At 37.2% G+C, this 18,720-nt stretch carries 20 protein-coding genes; all 20 read left to right on the top strand.

Going from position 1 to position 18,720, the window contains the following annotated elements; translation table 11 throughout:
• Window positions 1–20: 20 nt before the first annotated feature.
• The 20 genes from D0S48_RS05610 to hslU all read left to right on the top strand — a co-directional run bounded on the left by D0S48_RS05610 (window position 21) and on the right by hslU (window position 18,665).
• Window positions 21–347: a putative DNA-binding protein gene (locus D0S48_RS05610; protein WP_144538029.1), complete on the top strand. Its 327-nt coding sequence runs from the start codon at window positions 21–23 to the stop codon at window positions 345–347.
• A gap of 13 nt (window positions 348–360) precedes the next feature.
• Window positions 361–1,716: a signal recognition particle protein gene (ffh, locus tag D0S48_RS05605; protein WP_151110574.1), complete on the top strand. Its 1,356-nt coding sequence runs from the start codon at window positions 361–363 to the stop codon at window positions 1,714–1,716.
• 103 nt (window positions 1,717–1,819) lie between these two features.
• Window positions 1,820–2,092 (top strand): 30S ribosomal protein S16, encoded by a 273-nt coding sequence (rpsP, locus tag D0S48_RS05600; RefSeq protein ID WP_053590001.1) that lies wholly within the window; start codon window positions 1,820–1,822, stop codon window positions 2,090–2,092.
• 14 nt (window positions 2,093–2,106) lie between these two features.
• A complete protein-coding gene (locus D0S48_RS05595) occupies window positions 2,107–2,337 on the top strand; it encodes a KH domain-containing protein (protein WP_144538031.1) in 231 nt (76 codons plus the stop codon).
• 118 nt (window positions 2,338–2,455) lie between these two features.
• The gene (gene rimM, locus D0S48_RS05590; RefSeq protein WP_144538032.1) at window positions 2,456–2,971 is read left to right on the top strand and encodes a ribosome maturation factor RimM; all 516 of its coding nucleotides are present in this window, start codon (window positions 2,456–2,458) and stop codon (window positions 2,969–2,971) included.
• Window positions 2,971–3,702: a tRNA (guanosine(37)-N1)-methyltransferase TrmD gene (gene trmD, locus D0S48_RS05585; protein WP_144538250.1), complete on the top strand. Its 732-nt coding sequence runs from the start codon at window positions 2,971–2,973 to the stop codon at window positions 3,700–3,702. The genes rimM and trmD overlap by 1 nt, the downstream gene beginning before the upstream one ends.
• A 128-nt stretch (window positions 3,703–3,830) precedes the next feature.
• Complete coding sequence (gene rplS, locus D0S48_RS05580) at window positions 3,831–4,175, top strand: 50S ribosomal protein L19 (RefSeq protein WP_144538033.1); 345 nt, start codon at window positions 3,831–3,833, stop codon at window positions 4,173–4,175.
• A gap of 348 nt (window positions 4,176–4,523) precedes the next feature.
• A complete protein-coding gene (gene lepB, locus D0S48_RS05575; RefSeq protein ID WP_144538034.1) occupies window positions 4,524–5,087 on the top strand; it encodes a signal peptidase I in 564 nt (187 codons plus the stop codon).
• 81 nt (window positions 5,088–5,168) lie between these two features.
• On the top strand, window positions 5,169–6,023 hold the full coding sequence (ylqF, locus tag D0S48_RS05570) for a ribosome biogenesis GTPase YlqF (RefSeq protein WP_151110572.1): 855 nt from the start codon (window positions 5,169–5,171) through the stop codon (window positions 6,021–6,023).
• A 101-nt stretch (window positions 6,024–6,124) separates the two neighbouring features.
• On the top strand, window positions 6,125–6,901 hold the full coding sequence (locus D0S48_RS05565; RefSeq protein ID WP_151110570.1) for a ribonuclease HII: 777 nt from the start codon (window positions 6,125–6,127) through the stop codon (window positions 6,899–6,901).
• On the top strand, window positions 6,898–8,733 hold the full coding sequence (locus tag D0S48_RS05560) for a hypothetical protein (protein WP_151110568.1): 1,836 nt from the start codon (window positions 6,898–6,900) through the stop codon (window positions 8,731–8,733). The genes D0S48_RS05565 and D0S48_RS05560 overlap by 4 nt, the downstream gene beginning before the upstream one ends.
• Entirely contained in the window at window positions 8,730–9,011 is a 282-nt protein-coding gene (locus D0S48_RS05555) for an EscU/YscU/HrcU family type III secretion system export apparatus switch protein (RefSeq protein ID WP_151110566.1), read from the top strand. The genes D0S48_RS05560 and D0S48_RS05555 overlap by 4 nt, the downstream gene beginning before the upstream one ends.
• Window positions 9,012–9,151: 140 nt before the next feature.
• Entirely contained in the window at window positions 9,152–10,312 is a 1,161-nt protein-coding gene (gene sucC, locus D0S48_RS05550) for an ADP-forming succinate--CoA ligase subunit beta (protein WP_151110564.1), read from the top strand.
• An 18-nt stretch (window positions 10,313–10,330) separates the two neighbouring features.
• Window positions 10,331–11,233 carry a succinate--CoA ligase subunit alpha gene (gene sucD, locus D0S48_RS05545; protein ID WP_144538039.1) on the top strand — a complete coding sequence of 301 codons (903 nt, stop codon included), beginning with the start codon at window positions 10,331–10,333 and terminating at the stop codon, window positions 11,231–11,233.
• A 103-nt stretch (window positions 11,234–11,336) separates the two neighbouring features.
• A complete protein-coding gene (dprA, locus tag D0S48_RS05540; RefSeq protein ID WP_144538040.1) occupies window positions 11,337–12,224 on the top strand; it encodes a DNA-processing protein DprA in 888 nt (295 codons plus the stop codon).
• Between the two features lie 115 nt (window positions 12,225–12,339).
• On the top strand, window positions 12,340–14,415 hold the full coding sequence (gene topA / locus D0S48_RS05535) for a type I DNA topoisomerase (protein ID WP_144538041.1): 2,076 nt from the start codon (window positions 12,340–12,342) through the stop codon (window positions 14,413–14,415).
• Window positions 14,416–14,430: 15 nt separating this feature from the next.
• Entirely contained in the window at window positions 14,431–15,741 is a 1,311-nt protein-coding gene (gene trmFO / locus D0S48_RS05530) for an FADH(2)-oxidizing methylenetetrahydrofolate--tRNA-(uracil(54)-C(5))-methyltransferase TrmFO (RefSeq protein ID WP_144538042.1), read from the top strand.
• A gap of 46 nt (window positions 15,742–15,787) precedes the next feature.
• Window positions 15,788–16,705 (top strand): tyrosine recombinase XerC, encoded by a 918-nt coding sequence (xerC, locus tag D0S48_RS05525; protein WP_144538043.1) that lies wholly within the window; start codon window positions 15,788–15,790, stop codon window positions 16,703–16,705.
• An 18-nt stretch (window positions 16,706–16,723) separates the two neighbouring features.
• Window positions 16,724–17,284 carry an ATP-dependent protease subunit HslV gene (gene hslV / locus D0S48_RS05520; RefSeq protein ID WP_144538044.1) on the top strand — a complete coding sequence of 187 codons (561 nt, stop codon included), beginning with the start codon at window positions 16,724–16,726 and terminating at the stop codon, window positions 17,282–17,284.
• Window positions 17,271–18,665, top strand: a complete 1,395-nt coding sequence (gene hslU, locus D0S48_RS05515) for an ATP-dependent protease ATPase subunit HslU (RefSeq protein WP_144538252.1) — start codon at window positions 17,271–17,273, stop codon at window positions 18,663–18,665. The genes hslV and hslU overlap by 14 nt, the downstream gene beginning before the upstream one ends.
• Window positions 18,666–18,720 lie beyond the last annotated feature (55 nt).

The following is an 18,720-nucleotide window of genomic DNA, read 5'->3' as shown; positions in this document are numbered from 1 at the left end:
CATGGTAAGGAGAGATGGGCATGATTGAAAAAACAACTCGCATGAATTTTCTCTTCGATTTTTACCAGGCTTTATTGACAGATAAACAACGAAGCTATATGCAGCTTTATTATTTAGATGATTTATCACTTGGAGAGATTGCAGAAGAATATAATATCTCTAGACAGGCTGTTTATGATAATATTCGTCGCACTGAAGCAATGTTAGAAGAATATGAAGATAAATTAAATCTTCTATCTAAGTTTGAAAAACGACAAGAAACCATTAAACAGCTTTTACAAATAGCAAAAGATAAATCATCAGTAGAACTGACTCAACTCATTGAGCAATTAAAAGAATGGGATTAGGAGGCGAGCTTGCATGGCATTTGAAGGATTAGCTGAGCGTCTTCAAGGGACGATTCAGAAAATCAAAGGAAAAGGCAAAATTTCTGAGGCTGATGTCAAAGAGATGATGCGTGAGGTTCGCTATGCGTTATTGGAAGCGGACGTTAACTTAAAGGTAGTAAAAGAGTTCGTCAAAAATGTTTCAGAACGAGCTGTTGGTCAAGAGGTTATGAAAAGTCTAACTCCAGGTCAACAGGTCATTAAAATTGTAAAAGACGAATTGACCCAGTTGATGGGTGGAGAACAAAGTCAAATAGCTTTCTCTTCTAGACCACCAACTGTGATTATGATGGTGGGGCTTCAAGGTGCCGGTAAAACAACTACTACAGGTAAGCTAGCCAACGTACTTCGTAAAAAATACAATAAAAAACCTTTATTGATTGCTGCGGATATTTATCGTCCTGCTGCTGTTAAGCAGCTTGAAACGATTGGAAAACAGCTTTCTTTACCTGTTTTTCAACTTGGTACTGATATTTCACCAGTAGAAATAGTTAAAAAGGGTCTAGAGCATGCAAAAGAGGAGCATTATGACGTTGTGATCGTCGATACGGCTGGTCGTCTTCATATTGATGAGACTTTAATGCAAGAGCTTAAAGATATTCGCGCCTTAAAAGAACCAGATGAAGTATTCTTAGTAGTAGATGCAATGACAGGGCAGGATGCAGTCAATGTAGCTAATAATTTCAATGAATCGATTGGAATAACTGGGGTAGTTCTTACAAAGTTAGATGGGGATACTCGAGGAGGAGCAGCTCTTTCCATACGTTCAATCACTCAAAAACCGATTAAATTCGTCGGAATGGGAGAAAAAATGGATGCTCTAGAGCCGTTCCACCCGGAGCGTATGGCTTCTCGGATTTTAGGCATGGGCGATATGATGTCTCTAATTGAAAAAGCACAAGCGAATGTGGATGAAGAAAAGGCGAAGGAATTGGAAGAAAAATTCCGTACGCAGTCTTTTACATTCGATGACTTTTTAGAGCAGCTTAGCCAAGTTAAACAAATGGGTCCACTAGATGAAATTTTAAAAATGCTTCCAGGAGCAAATAAAATTAAAGGGTTGGAAAATGCAAAGGTCGATGAGAAGCAAATGGATCGTGTAGAAGCGATTATATACTCTATGACTACGCAAGAGAAGACGAATCCTGAGATTATTAATGGACCAAGAAAGAAAAGAATTGCTAAAGGGTCTGGAACAACAATTCAAGATATTAACAGACTTTTGAAGCAATTTGAAGACATGAAAAAAATGATGAAGCAAATGACTAATATGCAACAAAAAGGAAAGAAAAAGATGAAAATGCCTGGTTTTGACTCTCTTTTCAAGTAAATTTCCTAGAAAAAAATAAGGTGTTAAGAAAAAACACTTTACAAACAATTAAAACCTTGATAATATACTATCTTGTGTGAAACTATTCGGAGGTGCAATAAAAATGGCAGTTAAAATTCGTTTAAAACGTATGGGAGCAAAAAAATCTCCTTTCTATCGTATTGTAGTAGCAGACTCTCGCTCACCACGTGACGGTCGTCAAATTGAAACAGTAGGTACTTACAACCCACTTACTAAACCAGCAGAAGTTAAAATTAACGAAGAATTAGCGTTAAAATGGCTTCAAGATGGTGCAAAACCATCTGATACAGTACGTAACTTGTTCTCTGAACAAGGTATTATGGAAAAATTCCATAACGCAAAACTCGGCAAATAATCGGAGGGGACATTGTGAAGCAGCTGATCGAAGCAATCGTTAAACCATTAGTTGATTATCCGGACAAAGTTCAGGTAGAAAAGGAAGAAAGTGCAAACCGTATAGTTTACAAACTTTCTGTACATCCTGAAGATATGGGAAAAGTAATTGGCAAACAAGGAAGAGTAGCTAAATCTATTCGTACTATTGTTTACTCAGCAGCAGGCAGTCACCAAAAGAAAACATATGTCGACATATTAGATTAACTTCATTTTAGAATGAAGCTAATACCACTAGCGAATATATTTTGCTTTAGGTAAATGTAATATTAAGAAGAGGGAGAACAATTTGTTCTTCCTTTTTTGATAGGAGGAAATATATTATATGGAATGGTACAATGTTGGAAAAATCGTCAATACCCATGGGATTTGGGGAGAGGTACGTGTCATTTCTACTACAGACTTTCCGGACGAGCGTTATCAGGTAGGAAATGAACTTGGACTTTTTAAGACAGATGGCTCTAAGCCGATTATCGTAAAGATTACAAGTTACAGAAAGCATAAAAACTTTGATTTGCTAACTTTTGAAGGTTATACATTGCTTAAGGATGTGGAAGCTTTCCGTGATGCGACATTGAAAGTATCAGAGAAATATCTGACAGAGTTAGACGAAAATGAATATTACTACCACGAAATTATTGACTGTACAGTTATTTCTACTGAAGGAGAAACAATCGGAACAGTTACTGAAATTCTACAAACGGGTGCGAACGACGTTTGGACAGTGCAACCTTCTAAAGGAAAGGCGCACTACATCCCTTACATTGAGGATGTAGTGAAGAAAATAGATGTGGACAAGAAGGAAATCACGATTGAAGTGCTAGAAGGTTTATTATCATGATGAAAATTCATATTCTTTCGCTATTTCCAGAAATGTTTACAGGTGTATTTAACTCATCTATTTTGAAAAAAGCGCAAGAGAAGAATGAAGTATCTATTGATGTAGTAAATTTCAGAGAGTATTCAGGAAACAAACATCATCAGGTGGATGATTATCCTTATGGTGGTGGAGCAGGTATGGTATTAAAGCCAGAGCCTATTTTTAATGCAGTAGAAGCTCTTCCTCCAAGTACTAATGGGAAAAGAAGAATTATATTGCTATGTCCCCAAGGAGAGCGTTTTAACCAGCAAAAAGCAGAGGAATTAGCGAAGGAAGAGGAGCTTGTTTTTATATGCGGTCATTATGAAGGATATGATGAGCGTATCAGAGAGCATTTAGTGACAGACGAAATTTCGATTGGCGATTTTGTTTTGACAGGTGGAGAATTAGCAGCAATGACAGTAGTGGATAGCGTTGTGAGATTACTGCCAAATGTTCTCGGTAAGGCTGCATCTCATGAACAGGACTCTTTCTCGACCGGACTTCTTGAGCATCCTCATTATACACGTCCAGTAGAATATCGTGGATATAAGGTACCTGATGTTTTATTGTCGGGTAATCATGCTGCTATAGATAAATGGAGAAGAGATCAGTCCTTAAAACGGACGTTCGATAGAAGAAATGATCTACTAGAGAATGCTGATTTAACTGAAGCAGAAAAACAAATGCTTCAATCTATCAAAGGGTTATAAATTATGATTGCATATTGCTAGTAGGTATGATATATTTTACTATGTGCTTTTATGTAAAGTACTGATTTTGGGTGTTCCGCTGCAACAGGTAATGTGTGTAAGAGCATTCTATATAAGGAGAGAAAATGATGCAAAACATTATTTCAGAAATCACAAAAGAACAATTACGTACGGATCTTCCAACTTTCCGTCCTGGTGACACAGTACGTGTACACGTTAAGGTTGTTGAGGGAACTCGCGAACGTATCCAAATGTACGAAGGTGTTGTAATCAAACGTCGTGGAGGCGGAATTAGCGAAACTTTTACAGTTCGTAAAATCTCTTCCGGTGTTGGTGTAGAACGTACTTTCCCAGTACACACACCAAAAATTGCAAACTTAGAAGTTATTCGTCGTGGTAAAGTTCGTCGTGCTAAATTGTACTACCTACGTGAACTACGCGGTAAAGCTGCTCGTATTAAAGAGCGTCGCTAATAGTGTAAGTAAGGCAGAAATGCCTAATGTAAATGTTGTAGTGGAAGTGAACTCACTTTTGCTACAACATTTTTTACTTTTAGGAATCTATAGTATAGGTGTTTTATTAATCTGATATATAATTCTTGCGTTTTAGGGCATATATAATTAAATAGCGTTTAAAACTATGTCAAAAAACGCATTCATTTACCTCTGTTTGTTGTAATTACAATAATGGAGTACATAGTTCTAAATTTAAAATGACTTAAGCATTAAATTTATGAGAATTTATTATTGTCGATGGAAATCTTTTTGCCTCTCTAACATTTTCCTTGTACAATATAAAGAGTATATAAAGGGGGCAAATGAATGAGACAAGCACAAAAAGAAAAGAAGAATGAGTTATGGGAATGGTCAAAAGCACTTTTAATTGCTTTTGGACTAGCGGCAATAATTCGCCTCTTTTTGTTTACCCCTATAATTGTGGACGGAGAATCAATGATGCCGACCTTAGAAAACGGGGATAGTATGCTAGTTAACAAAATTGGTTATATAGTTGGTGAGCCAAAACGATTTGACATTGTTGTATTTCATGCTCCTGAGCAGAAAAATTATATCAAACGTGTAATTGGACTACCTGGTGATCATGTTGAATACAAAAATGACCAACTTTACATTAATGGTAAAGAAGTATCTGAACCCTATTTAGACCAATATAAGGATGATATAACTGAGGGAACACTAACCGATGACTTTACTCTTGAAAGTATAACTGGGGATAAAGAAATTCCGGAAGGTTATGTTTTCGTAATGGGAGACAACCGCAGATATAGTAAAGATAGTCGAATGATTGGTTTAATTGAAATTGATGAAATTATAGGAAAAACAAACTTTGTTTTTTGGCCAATTGGTGAGGTTGGCTTTGTGAAATAAGCATTTACGAAAGTAAGGAGGTAATTACCTCTTCCGGCTATTTTGACGAATTAGCTGAGTGCTTCAAGAAGGAGGTGCGATATGACGATACAATGGTTTCCAGGTCATATGGCCAAAGCGAGAAGAGAAGTTACTGAAAACCTAAAGCTAGTAGATATTATATTTGAATTAATTGATGCACGTTTGCCTTTGTCTTCAAGAAATCCAATGTTAGACGAGGTAGTCCATCAAAAGACAAGGCTACTTATTTTAAACAAAATGGATATGGCAGACGATACTCAAACAAAAAAATGGATAGCGTATTTTGAATCAAAAGGGCATCCTACAGTAGCGATAAACTCTTTAGAAGGAAAAGGTCTACAGACTGTTTTTAAGGCCTCTAAAGAGCTTTTAAAGCCTAAATGGGACCGTATGAAAGAGCGTGGGATTAAACCGAGAGCTATTAGAGCCATGATAGTGGGTATTCCGAACGTAGGGAAATCCACATTGATTAATCGATTCGCTAAAAAGAACATTGCTAAAACTGGAAATACTCCAGGTGTAACAAAGAGACAGCAATGGATTAAGGTTGAGAAGGAAATAGAGCTGCTGGATACTCCGGGTATTTTATGGCCGAAATTTGAAGACCAAGAAGTAGGTTACAAGTTAGCTCTTACTGGCGCTATCAAGGATGCGGTCATAAATATGGAAGACTTGGCGATATATGGACTGCGCTTTTTGGAGAGCCATTATCCGAGAAGAATGGAAGAACGATATAAAGTTACAACAGTGAGTGAAGACCTAGTGGAAACCTTTGATCATATCGGAAACCTAAGAAGATGCTATGGACCCGGTGGAGAGGTTGACTACGATCAGGTTGCTGAGTTAATTGTTCGTGATATTAGAAATCAACAATTAGGAAAGCTAACTTTTGACTTTGTAAATGAATATGAGTGAAAAATTTTACCCTTTTTACCTTATGGTAAAGAGGGTTTTCTCGATTTAAAATATTTTTAGCCGATACATATATAAATTGAAAGAAAGATGAAGTGAATATAATGCTACGTTTACAGGAATTAAAAGAAAAATTAAACTTTGCAGATGGTACAGAATCGTGGATGAAAGAATTAGAACAGGATCCAAGGGCAGGGGCGCAGAAGTTATTAGGAAGCTGGAAGAGAAAACAGCTAATTCAGCAACTAGAAAGAGAAGCGCATATAGAGAAAGTAATGTTTGATAAGAGTTTTGACATTAACCAAAGTGGACTCATTGCAGGAGTAGATGAGGCAGGCAGAGGGCCATTAGCGGGCCCAGTTGTCACTGCCGCTGTGATTTTAAACGACAATACAGATAGCTTAATTGGCCTAAATGACTCTAAGCAGGTTTCTAGGGTTAAAAGAAACGAACTAGCTATGAAGATTAAAGAAAATGCTATAAGCTATTATGTACATTTTCAACCTGTTGAAAAAATTGATGAGTTAAATATTTATGAAGCAACGAAGCAATCGATGGTGGAAGCTGTCTATAACCTAAAAAAACAACCTGCTGTTGTATTAGTAGATGCTATGAAGTTGCCAATAGAAATAGAGAATCATTCCATAATTAAAGGCGATGCACAAAGCTTAGCGATTGCAGCCGCTTCCATTCTTGCCAAGACGGCAAGAGATGAATATATGGACGAACTTCATGAAAAGTTTCCTGTCTATCTATTTAACAAGCATGCTGGTTATGGAACAAAAGAACATATTGAAATGATTAGTCAACATGGTCCAACCGTGCACCATCGTAAAACTTTTGAACCGATTAAAACTTTATTGAGCGAGGTGAAACTATGACTGGATCCTCTTTTTCATCTATTCAATCGCATATGCCAAACGCCATTTCTTCGAAAATACCAATGACTATGAAAGATGGACAAGTTGTACATGGAACTATTAAGAAGCTTTTCCCAAACCAAACAGCAGAAGTTCAAATAGGTAATCAAAAGATTATTGCTAAGCTAGAGACTCCTTTGAAGGCAGGAGATGCTCACTTTTTTCAAGTAACTAAATCCGAACCTGAAGTACAGTTGAAAGTAGTCGCTGGTCCCTTAGGCGGAAACACAGCAGTGCAACAGGCTCAGCAACTGCTACAGGCGATGAACCTGAACAAGTCTAGTGAACTACAAGCAATTGTTCAGTTTTTTATAAAAGAACAAATTCCTATTTCCAAGGAATTGCTATTACAGGCAGAACAGCTGATCAAGCAACTTCCTGCCAATATTTCTGTAAGAGAAGGATTGGAAGCAATTCAAAAAATGATAGACTTGAAGGTTCCTTTAACATCAAATATGTTTGAAACAATATTGAGTGGGAAATCTACTGATGGTTTTTCTTCCTTAATTGCTAACATGAAAAATGTATTACAACAGGATCAAATACTCTCTCCCTCCTCTAAAACACTTATTCTTCAAAGTCTACAGAAGGTAGGAGAACCTTTTAACATGCCCGTTGCAGGTGCTATTTTAGGTAAACAGCTGGAAATACTTCAAAATTTACAGCTTCCTACAAGCACCCGACTACCAATATTACAACAGTTGAAAAATGCTGCTATTTTACCTTCAGAAGCTACATTAAATAATCCTGTGCCAACTTCAAGCAAGCATGCATTAACACAAACAGCGGGTGAAATAGTTAGTAAATTAATACAACCTAATATAGAAAATAGAGGTGGGGCTATAGAGCAAGTGCGGCAATGGATTCAAGCTCAGCCTTTGCTTACAGCAACACAAAAGGATCAAATATTAGCAACCTTGAAAAATGGCGAAGTTAGTCCGAAGGTTGTAGCACAATCCTTGGTAAAAGTTTTTTCAGAGCAAAGTCAACAAGCCATTTTTATGAGGGACTTAAATGGGTTTACGCCTAAAGACCACTTAGTTTCTTTGTTAGGAAAAGGTTCTTCAAATGAAATGATTAACCAATCCTTAGACCAAGTAAGCCTATTAAGTAAGGACTTATCCTTTACTACTCAGAGAAATCATGCAGAGCAAGCAGTGCTAAGTCAATTAGATGGCAAGGCTTTTGAACATGCGATGAAAGAAGTATTAAAATCTCTTGGCTTTAGCTATGAGGGGAGTCTTGGAAGTGAAAAAGAAAATGTTAGACAACTAGCAAACCAGTTAAAACCACAACTTGTTGAGCTACTACAAATGTCTAATTTACCTAATGTCATTAAAGAAGGAGCAGAATCAATTCTTGGAAGAATGAATGGCTTGCAGCTCCTTTCTGGAGAAAATGGTCCACAGCATCAGTTACTAATGCAAATTCCGTTAGAATTTTTAGGCAAACGAATGGATGCGACATTAGAATGGAATGGAAGAATGAAGGAAGACGGGAAGATAGATTCAGAATTTGCAAGAATCATGTTCTATCTTCAATTAGACTCTCTAAAGGAAACGGTTGTTGATATGCAAGTTCAAAACAAGATTGTCACTATTAATGTCTTCAATGATGATCAAACGATTGATATGATTGCTAATCAGTTTAAAGCTTCACTCAAGGATGGTCTCGCTTCCACGGGGTATCAATTATCTGGAGTTTTCGTAAAAACATTTGATGAACAAAAATCTAATACGCTATGGAAACAAAAAAACACTTCTATAGAGCAAGGAGTGGATATACGAATATGACAGAGGGAAAGTTTGTCAGAAAAGAAGCAGTTGCTTTAACTTATAAACCTGGTAACAATGAATCTCCAACGGTTGTGGCAAAGGGAAAAGGGAAGATTGCTGAGAATATATTAGAAAAAGCTAAAGAGCACTCAGTACCTATACAGGAGGATGCTAGCCTAGTGGAGCTCCTTGGACAACTAGATATTAATCAATCTATTCCAGAAGAGTTATACCAAGCAGTTGCTGAAGTTTTTGCATTTATATATAAGGTTGATAAAGAAAAGGGCAAAGTATAATATTTTTTCCTTTTTCGACATCTATTTTGAATATTCTATGTTTTTAAGAATCATTAGACTTTTGTGGACAAGTTGTGACAGCTTTATTACAATGATAGAGGTAGCAGATTAGTGACATTAGTTTGAGGGAGGATGTATAAATGAATATCCATGAATATCAAGGTAAACAGCTCCTTAGACAATATGGCGTAGCAGTTTCTAATGGAATCGTTGCTTTCTCACCAGAAGAAGCGGTGAAGGCAGCTAAAGAATTAGGCTCTGACGTTATTGTTGTAAAAGCGCAAATCCACGCAGGTGGACGTGGTAAAGCTGGTGGAGTTAAAATTGCAAAAAATTTGGACGAAGTACGTGAATATGCTAAAGAACTTTTAGGCAAAGTTCTAGTTACTCACCAAACAGGACCAGAAGGTAAAGAGATTAAACGTCTACTTATCGAAGAAGGTAGCAAAATTAAAAAAGAATATTATGTAGGCTTAGTATTAGACCGTGCAACTTCACGTGTAACATTAATGGGCTCTGAAGAGGGCGGTATGGACATCGAGGAAGTAGCAGCAAATTCTCCAGAAAAATTATTTTATGAAGAAATTGATCCTGTTATAGGATTAACTGGATTCCAAGCTCGTCGTATGGCATTCAACATGAATATTCCAGCGAAACTTGTGAACAAAGCAGCTAAATTTATGCTTGGTCTATACCAAGTATACAAAGAAAAAGATGCATCTATCGTTGAGATTAACCCATTAGTAGTAACTGAGGACGACAATGTTTTAGCGTTAGACGCAAAATTTAACTTTGACAGTAATGCATTATACCGTCATAAAGACATTTTAGAACTTCGTGATTTCGATGAAGAGGATCCAAAAGAAATCGAAGCATCTAAATATGACTTAAGCTATATTTCTTTAGATGGGAATATCGGATGTATGGTTAACGGAGCAGGTTTAGCTATGGCAACTATGGATACAATTAGCTACTATGGCGGCTCACCCGCTAACTTCCTGGACGTTGGGGGCGGTGCTACAGCTGAGAAAGTAACTGAAGCATTCAAAATTATCTTAGCTGATCCAAACGTTAAAGGTATTTTCGTAAATATTTTTGGTGGAATTATGAAATGTGACGTTATTGCTGAGGGTGTTATCATCGCGGCAAAAGAAGTTGGACTTCAAGTACCACTAGTAGTTCGTTTAGAAGGAACTAATGTAGATTTAGGTAAAAAATTATTAAATGAATCAGGCTTAAACATTGTTGCGGCAGATTCAATGGCAGACGGTGCTCAAAAAATCGTTAATCTTGTAGGATAAGAAAGGCAGGGACATAAAATGAGCGTATATATTAATAAAGATACTAAAGTAATTGTTCAAGGAATTACGGGCTCAACTGCTCTTTTCCATACAAAACAAATGCTAGAATATGGTACAAAAATCGTTGCTGGGGTTACTCCTGGTAAAGGTGGAACAGAAGTAGAAGGCGTACCTGTATTCAATACAGTAACTGACGCTGTAAAAGCTACAGGTGCTAATGTATCTGTAATTTATGTACCAGCACCATTTGCTGCTGATGCGATTATGGAAGCTGTTGACGCTGAGCTAGATATGGCTATTTGTATTACAGAACATATTCCAGTTTTAGACATGGTAAATGTGAAGCGCTATATGGAAGGTAAGAAAACACGTTTAGTGGGACCAAACTGCCCAGGTGTTATCACTGCTGATGAGTGTAAAATTGGTATTATGCCAGGATATATTCATACAAAAGGTCATGTAGGAGTTGTTTCACGCTCTGGTACTTTAACATACGAAGCTGTTCATCAACTAACTCAAGAAGGCATTGGTCAAACTACTGCCGTTGGTATTGGTGGAGACCCAGTAAACGGCACAAACTTTATCGATGTATTAAAAGAATTTAATGAAGATGAAGATACTTATGCAGTTGTTATGATCGGAGAAATCGGTGGTACTGCTGAAGAAGAGGCTGCTGAATGGATTAAAGCTAACATGAAAAAACCAGTAGTTGGATTTATCGGTGGACAAACTGCACCTCCAGGTAAACGTATGGGTCATGCTGGAGCAATTATCTCTGGTGGCCAAGGTACAGCAGAAGGTAAGATTAAAGCAATGGAAGCAGCTGGCATGAAAGTAGCGGCTACACCATCTGTAATCGGTGAGACTTTAATCGAAGCTATTAAAGAAGCTGGAATTTACGACGCTTGTAAAACACATTAATAATATTTGTGCGGCTCATCAATGATGGGCCGTGCTTTTTAATAAAAATTAAAACAGCTAGTTATAATCATCCCTAACAATCCAATTATAAAGGAGCAAATAGATGACAGTACCTCGATTTAAAAACCGCATACTTGCCCTCCATTATGTATTCCCAGTCCCTCTTCCCAAAATATACTCACTTCTTAAGCAAGATCCGGATTTATCACAACTTGAAGAAATCCAACCAAGCCTACTAGCAAAATTGTGTAATATTACTATAGAACGAGCTAATCATCTGAAGAATATGTACAAAGAGTTTATTCGTCATCCAATCCTCGAAACATATGAGAAGCACAATATCCTTCCGATTATTTACAATGATGATATTTATCCAGAAAGTCTTCTAAATTTGTACGATCCTCCAGCTATTTTATACGTACAAGGGGATATTCGTTTCCTAGCAAACAAAAGGAAGATTGCTATAATTGGCTCTAGAAAGGCAACCTCTTATTCAGAAACTAGTATTGAGAAGATATTACCTCCTCTAATTGAAAATGATTTTATCATAGTAAGTGGACTAGCTAGCGGTGCAGACACAATAGCTCATCGGAAAACGATTGAAATGGGCGGCAAAACAATAGGAGTGCTAGGCACAGGGCTTTTTAATATGTATCCAAAAGATAATAAGGAACTAGCTAATTTTATGTCGAAGCATCACTTATTAGTAACAGAATACCCTCCATATATTACCCCTAAAAAGTGGAATTTCCCCATGAGGAATCGAATTATTAGCGGTTTGTCGTTAGGTGTCGTTATTACAGAGGCGAAAAAAAAGAGTGGTACAGTTTCTACAATGGAGCATGCCTTAGAAAATGGAAAAGAAATTTTCGCAATCCCGGGTTCAATCGATTCAGGTCTTTCAGAAGGGCCACATCACCTTATTTTAGAAGGCGCAAAGCCAATTTGGAACGGTCATCAAATCATAGAAGAATTGATCAAAATCACCTAAATTTTGCTTTTTAAAAATGAAAAGTCTTGCATTTCTCAGAAAACTGTTATACATTTTGCAACAGGTATTTGTTTTGCAGATTGAAGCGAGTTACCTTCTATAAGGAGGCACATCTATGTCGGATTATTTAGTAATAGTAGAATCGCCAGCGAAAGCAAAAACGATTGAGCGATATCTAGGGAAAAAATATAAAGTAAAAGCATCGATTGGACATGTAAGAGATTTACCTAGAAGTCAAATGGGTGTCGATGTGGAAAATAATTATGAGCCCAAATATATTACAATACGCGGTAAAGGTCCTGTCCTTCAGGATTTAAAAAATGCTGCCAAAAAAGCGAAGAAAGTTTATCTCGCAGCTGACCCCGACAGAGAAGGGGAAGCTATTGCTTGGCATTTAGCTAACTCTCTAAATGTGGATATAGATTCAGACTGTCGAGTTGTATTTAATGAAATAACAAAAGATGCTATACTAGAATCTTTTAAACATCCAAGACCACTTGATTTGGATTTGGTAGATGCACAGCAAGCAAGACGTGTTTTAGACCGTTTAGTTGGATACAATATAAGCCCTATTCTATGGAAGAAAGTAAAAAAGGGTCTTTCGGCGGGAAGAGTTCAATCAGTTGCTCTGCGTCTAATAATTGATCGTGAACAAGAAATAGAACGATTTGTTCCTGAGGAATACTGGTCTATCGAAGCTGAATTTGAAAAGGGTAAAAAAACCTTTGAAGCGCTTTATTTCGGAAAAGAAAAAGAGAAAGCTAAGCTTACTAACGAAGATGAGGTTAATGCAGTATTAAAACTCATGAAGGGCAAAAAGTTTGAAGTCACTAATGTGACGAAAAAAGAAAGAAAACGTAATCCAGCTCCATCATTTACTACTTCTTCCTTACAGCAGGAGGCAGCAAGAAAGTTAAACTTTAGAGCAAGAAAAACAATGATGCTTGCGCAACAACTATATGAAGGAATAGATCTTGGTAAAAAAGAAGGTACCGTCGGTCTAATAACTTATATGAGAACGGATTCTACTAGAATCTCAGATACAGCTAAGACAGACGCTGCTGAATTTATTAAAAATGAATATGGCTCAGAGTTTCTTTCGATTAAGAAAGCTGAAAAACAAGATAAGAAAGCGCAGGATGCACATGAGGCTGTTCGACCTACAAGTGTATTAAGAACACCTGAGTCCCTAAAGGCTATATTATCACGTGATCTTTTCCGCTTATACAAACTGATTTGGGAAAGATTTATAGCAAGCCAAATGGCTCCAGCAACATTAGATACCGTTGCTGTGGACCTTAAAAATGGAGAAGTTATTTTTAGAGCAAATGGTTCCCAAGTGAAGTTTCCTGGTTTTATGAAGGTATATGTAGAAGGCTCGGATGACCAGACGGATGACAAAGATAAATTGTTACCTGTTATGGAAGTTGGAGATAAAGTTAACGCTATAGAAATTGAGCCTAAGCAGCATTTTACTCAGCCTCCACCGCGTTACTCCGAGGCAAGACTTGTTAAAACACTTGAAGAACTGGGCATAGGTAGACCATCTACATATGCTCCAACATTAGATACAATTCAAAAAAGAGGTTATGTGACTCTAGAAACGAAGAGATTTGTTCCTACTGAACTAGGAACAATCATCCATCAACTTGTATTAGAATTCTTCCCAAATATCGTAGATATAAAATTTACTGCCCAAATGGAAAAAGATTTGGATAGTATAGAGGAAGGGCAAGTGGAATGGAAAAAAATAATAGACGAATTCTATGTAGAATTTGAAAAACATTTGAAGCATGCTGAAGCTGAAATGGAAAAAATAGTGATTAAAGATGAGCCTACTGGTGAGGACTGTGAAGAATGCGGTTCTCCTATGGTTTACAAGCTTGGTCGTTATGGTAAATTCATGGCATGTAGTAATTTTCCAGATTGTAGAAATACAAAAGCTATCGTTAAAGAAATTGGAGTTAAGTGCCCAGCGTGTGAAGAAGGACAGATCGTTGAACGAAAAAGTAAAACGAAACGCTTATTCTATGGCTGCGATCAATATCCTACGTGTGATTTCTTATCATGGGATAAGCCGATAAGTAGACAATGTCCAAAATGTAATGAGATGCTGGTAGAGAAGAAGTTGAAAAAAGGAATACAAATACAATGTGTTGCGTGTGATTATAAAGAAGATCCGCAAAGTTAGAAAGAAGGATACGACATGACTGAAATAGTAAACGTTATTGGTGCTGGCTTAGCAGGAAGCGAGGCGGCATGGCAAATAGCTAGTAGAGGTGTGAAGGTACGCCTCTATGAAATGCGACCTGTTAAACAGACACCGGCTCATCATACTGATAAATTTGCTGAATTGGTTTGTTCCAATTCATTAAGAGCAAATAATTTAACTAATGCTGTAGGCGTTATTAAAGAAGAAATGCGTATGCTCAACTCCCTCATCATATCATCGGCAGATAACAGTAGTGTGCCGGCTGGTGGCGCACTTGCGGTAGACAGACATGACTTTGCGGGAAGAGTAACTGATTCAATTAGAAACCATCCGTTAATAGAAATAATAAATGAAGAGGTAACTGAAATACCTGAAGGAATAACAGTTATAGCTACTGGTCCTTTGACATCTCCTGCACTAGCAGAAAAAGTGAGAGAAGTTACTGGACAAGAATATCTTTACTTTTATGATGCTGCTGCGCCAATCGTAGAAAAAGACAGTATTGACATGGATAAGGTATACTTAAAGTCTAGATACGACAAAGGAGAAGCAGCTTACCTAAACTGCCCGATGACCGAGGAGGAGTTTAACCGCTTCTACGACGCATTAATCGAGGCAGAGGTTGTTCCTTTAAAAGAATTTGAAAAAGAAATTTATTTTGAAGGTTGTATGCCAGTAGAGGTAATGGCGGCAAGAGGAAGAAAGACGCTGTTATTTGGGCCAATGAAGCCAGTTGGTCTTGAAGACCCTAAAACCGGTAAACGACCATATGCGGTAGTCCAGCTTAGACAGGACGATGCTGCAGGGACTCTATATAATATTGTAGGGTTTCAAACACATTTAAAATGGGGACCTCAAAAGGAAGTATTAAAGTTAATTCCTGGTCTTGAAAATGTAGAAATCGTTCGTTATGGCGTGATGCATCGAAATACGTTCATTAATTCGCCATATGTTTTAAAGCCGACATACCAACTAAAAGCCAACCAAAATGTGTTCTTTGCTGGACAAATGACAGGTGTCGAAGGCTATGTAGAGTCTGCAGGAAGTGGTTTATTAGCAGGCATAAACGCTGCGAAATTGGCAAAAGGTGAAGACCTAATTGTGTTCCCAGCCGAGACGGCTCTAGGCAGCATGGCGCGTTACATCACTGAGGCAAACCCGAAGAATTTCCAGCCGATGAATGTTAACTTTGGTTTGTTTCCTGAACTACAACCGAAAGTTAGAGACAAAAAAGTTAGAACTGAACAGCTTGCAAATAGAGCGTTGACAACAATTCAAAATTTTATGAAAAATACAGCGATATAATTGCTAAAAGCCTCTAAAAAGTTGTATACTTTTAGAGGCTTTTACAATGTATAAATTGGAGTGGTTAGTTGTGATTGGGAAAGATGAACTTCATTCTTTTATTGCACACATACAACTGGAAAAAAATTATTCTAATCTTACAGTCCGAGAGTATGAAAAAGATATTATTCAATTTTTAAAGTTTTTAGAAGCTGAGGGTGTTGAGGAATTAAATGACGTCGAATATATTCATGCGCGATTGTATATTACTAAGCTATATGAAGAAAAATTAGCAAGGACGTCTATTTCTAGGAAAATTTCATCCATAAGATCATATTATAAATTTTTAAACAAGGAATATAGTATTCGAGACGACGCTTTCCAGTCATTGTATCATCCAAAAAAAGAAACAAGATTGCCACAGTTTTTCTATGAAGAAGAAATAGAGAAGTTATTTGAAGAAAATAAAGGGACGGATTTATTGTCTGTTCGAAATATTGCCATACTTGAATTATTATATGCAACTGGAATGCGTGTGAGCGAACTTATTTCGATTGAAAACAGTCATATAGATAGTAGCTATGGAGTAGTGCGGGTAATGGGTAAGGGAAGGAAAGAAAGATACATACCTGTTGGAGATTATGCACTTGCTGCGGTAGAAGAATATATGCAAAATAGTCGACCAAAATTGATGAAAAAAACTACTCATCCATACTTATTTGTAAATAGTCGAGGTGAGCATCTTACCACAGATGGTGTACGTTACATTCTTAATAGCATGATTAAAAAAGCTTCTCTGCATACGAAAATATATCCTCATATGCTACGCCATACATTTGCTACTCATCTGCTTAATAATGGAGCAGATTTAAGGAGTGTCCAAGAATTGTTGGGACACACTCATCTTTCCTCGACTCAAGTTTATACACACGTTACGAAAGAGCATCTAAGAAAAACATATATGAATGCCCATCCAAGGGCGTAATTATAGGAGGTCATACAAATGAGTTCAATTCATGCAACTACTATATTTGCGGTAAGTCATAATGGAAGTTGTGCAATGGCAGGCGATGGTCAAGTTACTTTAGGAAATCAAGTGGTAATGAAGCATACTGCTAAAAAAGTTAGAAGACTGTTTAACGGTCAAGTCATAGCAGGTTTTGCGGGATCTGTCGCAGATGCATTTACGCTTTTTGAAATGTTTGAAGGTAAACTGCTAGAGTATAACGGCAATCTTCAAAGAGCAGCGGTTGAGCTAGCCAAACAGTGGCGTGGTGATAAAATGCTCCGTCAGTTAGAAGCAATGCTATTAGTGATGGACAAAAACAATTTATTGCTTGTATCAGGTACAGGAGAGGTTATAGAACCTGATGACGGAATATTAGCCATTGGTTCCGGTGGTAATTATGCACTGGCAGCAGGTAGAGCGTTGAAGCAATTTGCGGGTGATAAATTAACTGCAAAGGAAATAGCAAAGGCCTCTTTAACAACGGCGGCAGACATTTGTGTTTTTACAAACCATCAAATAGTTGTGGAGGTATTAGGTGAACATGAAGGAAACTAACTTAACCCCGAAACAAATAACTGAGCACTTAAATAAGTATATTGTAGGCCAGGAAACGGCTAAAAAAGCAGTGGCAGTTGCTTTACGAAATCGTTATAGAAGACAACTGCTAGACGAGGAATTAAGAGCAGAAGTAATTCCTAAAAATATTTTAATGATTGGTCCTACAGGAGTAGGGAAAACAGAAATAGCTAGAAGAATTGCTAAACTGACTAAAGCTCCTTTTGTAAAGGTTGAAGCGACTAAATTCACAGAAGTAGGGTATGTAGGTAGAGATGTAGAGTCTATGGTTAGAGATCTAGTAGAGGCTGCTATACGTATCGTTAGAGAAGAAAAAATGGAAGAGGTAAAGGATCAGGCTGTTCGATTGGCCAATGATGCCATTGTAAAGCTTCTTGTACCTTCCTTAAAGAAAAAGAATGCTACGCAAAATCCATTTGAGGCTCTGTTCGGTGGAAAACCTGAAGATGATTCATCTGACAATGATGATACAGAAGTACGTATAAAACGATCCCAAATTGCCGAAGACTTAAGAGATGGCAAGCTGGAAGATGAAATGGTAACAGTTGAAGTGACAGAACAAGCTCCTTCCATATTTGATGCATTGCAAGGCGGCGGTATGGAAAGTATGGGAATGAATATGCAAGATGCTTTTTCTAACTTAATGCCAAAGAAAAAGAAAAAAAGAAAAATGAAAGTAAAAGATGCAAGAAAAGTATTAATTCAAGAAGAAGCGGGTAAATTAATAGATAACGATGAGTTGTCACAAATTGCCATTGAAAAGACTGAACAAACGGGTATTATTTTTATAGACGAGATGGATAAAATCGCTAGCAAAAGTGGTGGAAGCTCTTCTGTTGACGTCTCTCGCGAAGGTGTCCAAAGAGATATTTTACCAATTGTAGAAGGTTCGACGGTGACGACAAAATATGGAGCAGTTAGAACGGACTATATATTATTTATAGCTGCTGGAGCTTTCCATATGTCTAAGCCTTCTGATTTAATTCCAGAGCTTCAAGGACGCTTTCCTATTCGTGTAGAGCTTGAAAAGCTTTCGAAGGAAGACTTTGTCCGAATTCTAAAGGAACCTCATCAATCGCTTATAAAGCAATATGAAGCACTGCTACAAACGGAGGAAGTGAGTATTACTTTTTCTGATGATGCGATTGAAAGAATCGGAGATATAGCATATCAGGTAAACCAAGAAACAGATAACATTGGAGCAAGACGTCTTCATACGATTCTAGAGAAAATATTAGAAGACCTTTCTTACGAGGCTTCGGAGATTTCTCCGGCACAGATTCAAATTACTCCTGCTTATATTGACTCTAAACTTGACAATATTGTGAAAAACAAAGATTTATCACAATTTATATTATAAAAACCGATTCTTATTACTTTCAAAAACAATTAAAAACCTTTAGAATATTAAAATA

It is taken from the genome of Psychrobacillus sp. AK 1817 (assembly GCF_008807035.1).
Lineage (GTDB): Bacteria > Bacillota > Bacilli > Bacillales_A > Planococcaceae > Psychrobacillus > Psychrobacillus faecigallinarum.
Note: the sequence above shows the minus strand (reverse complement) of the source record. Positions and strands in the feature narration are given on the sequence as shown.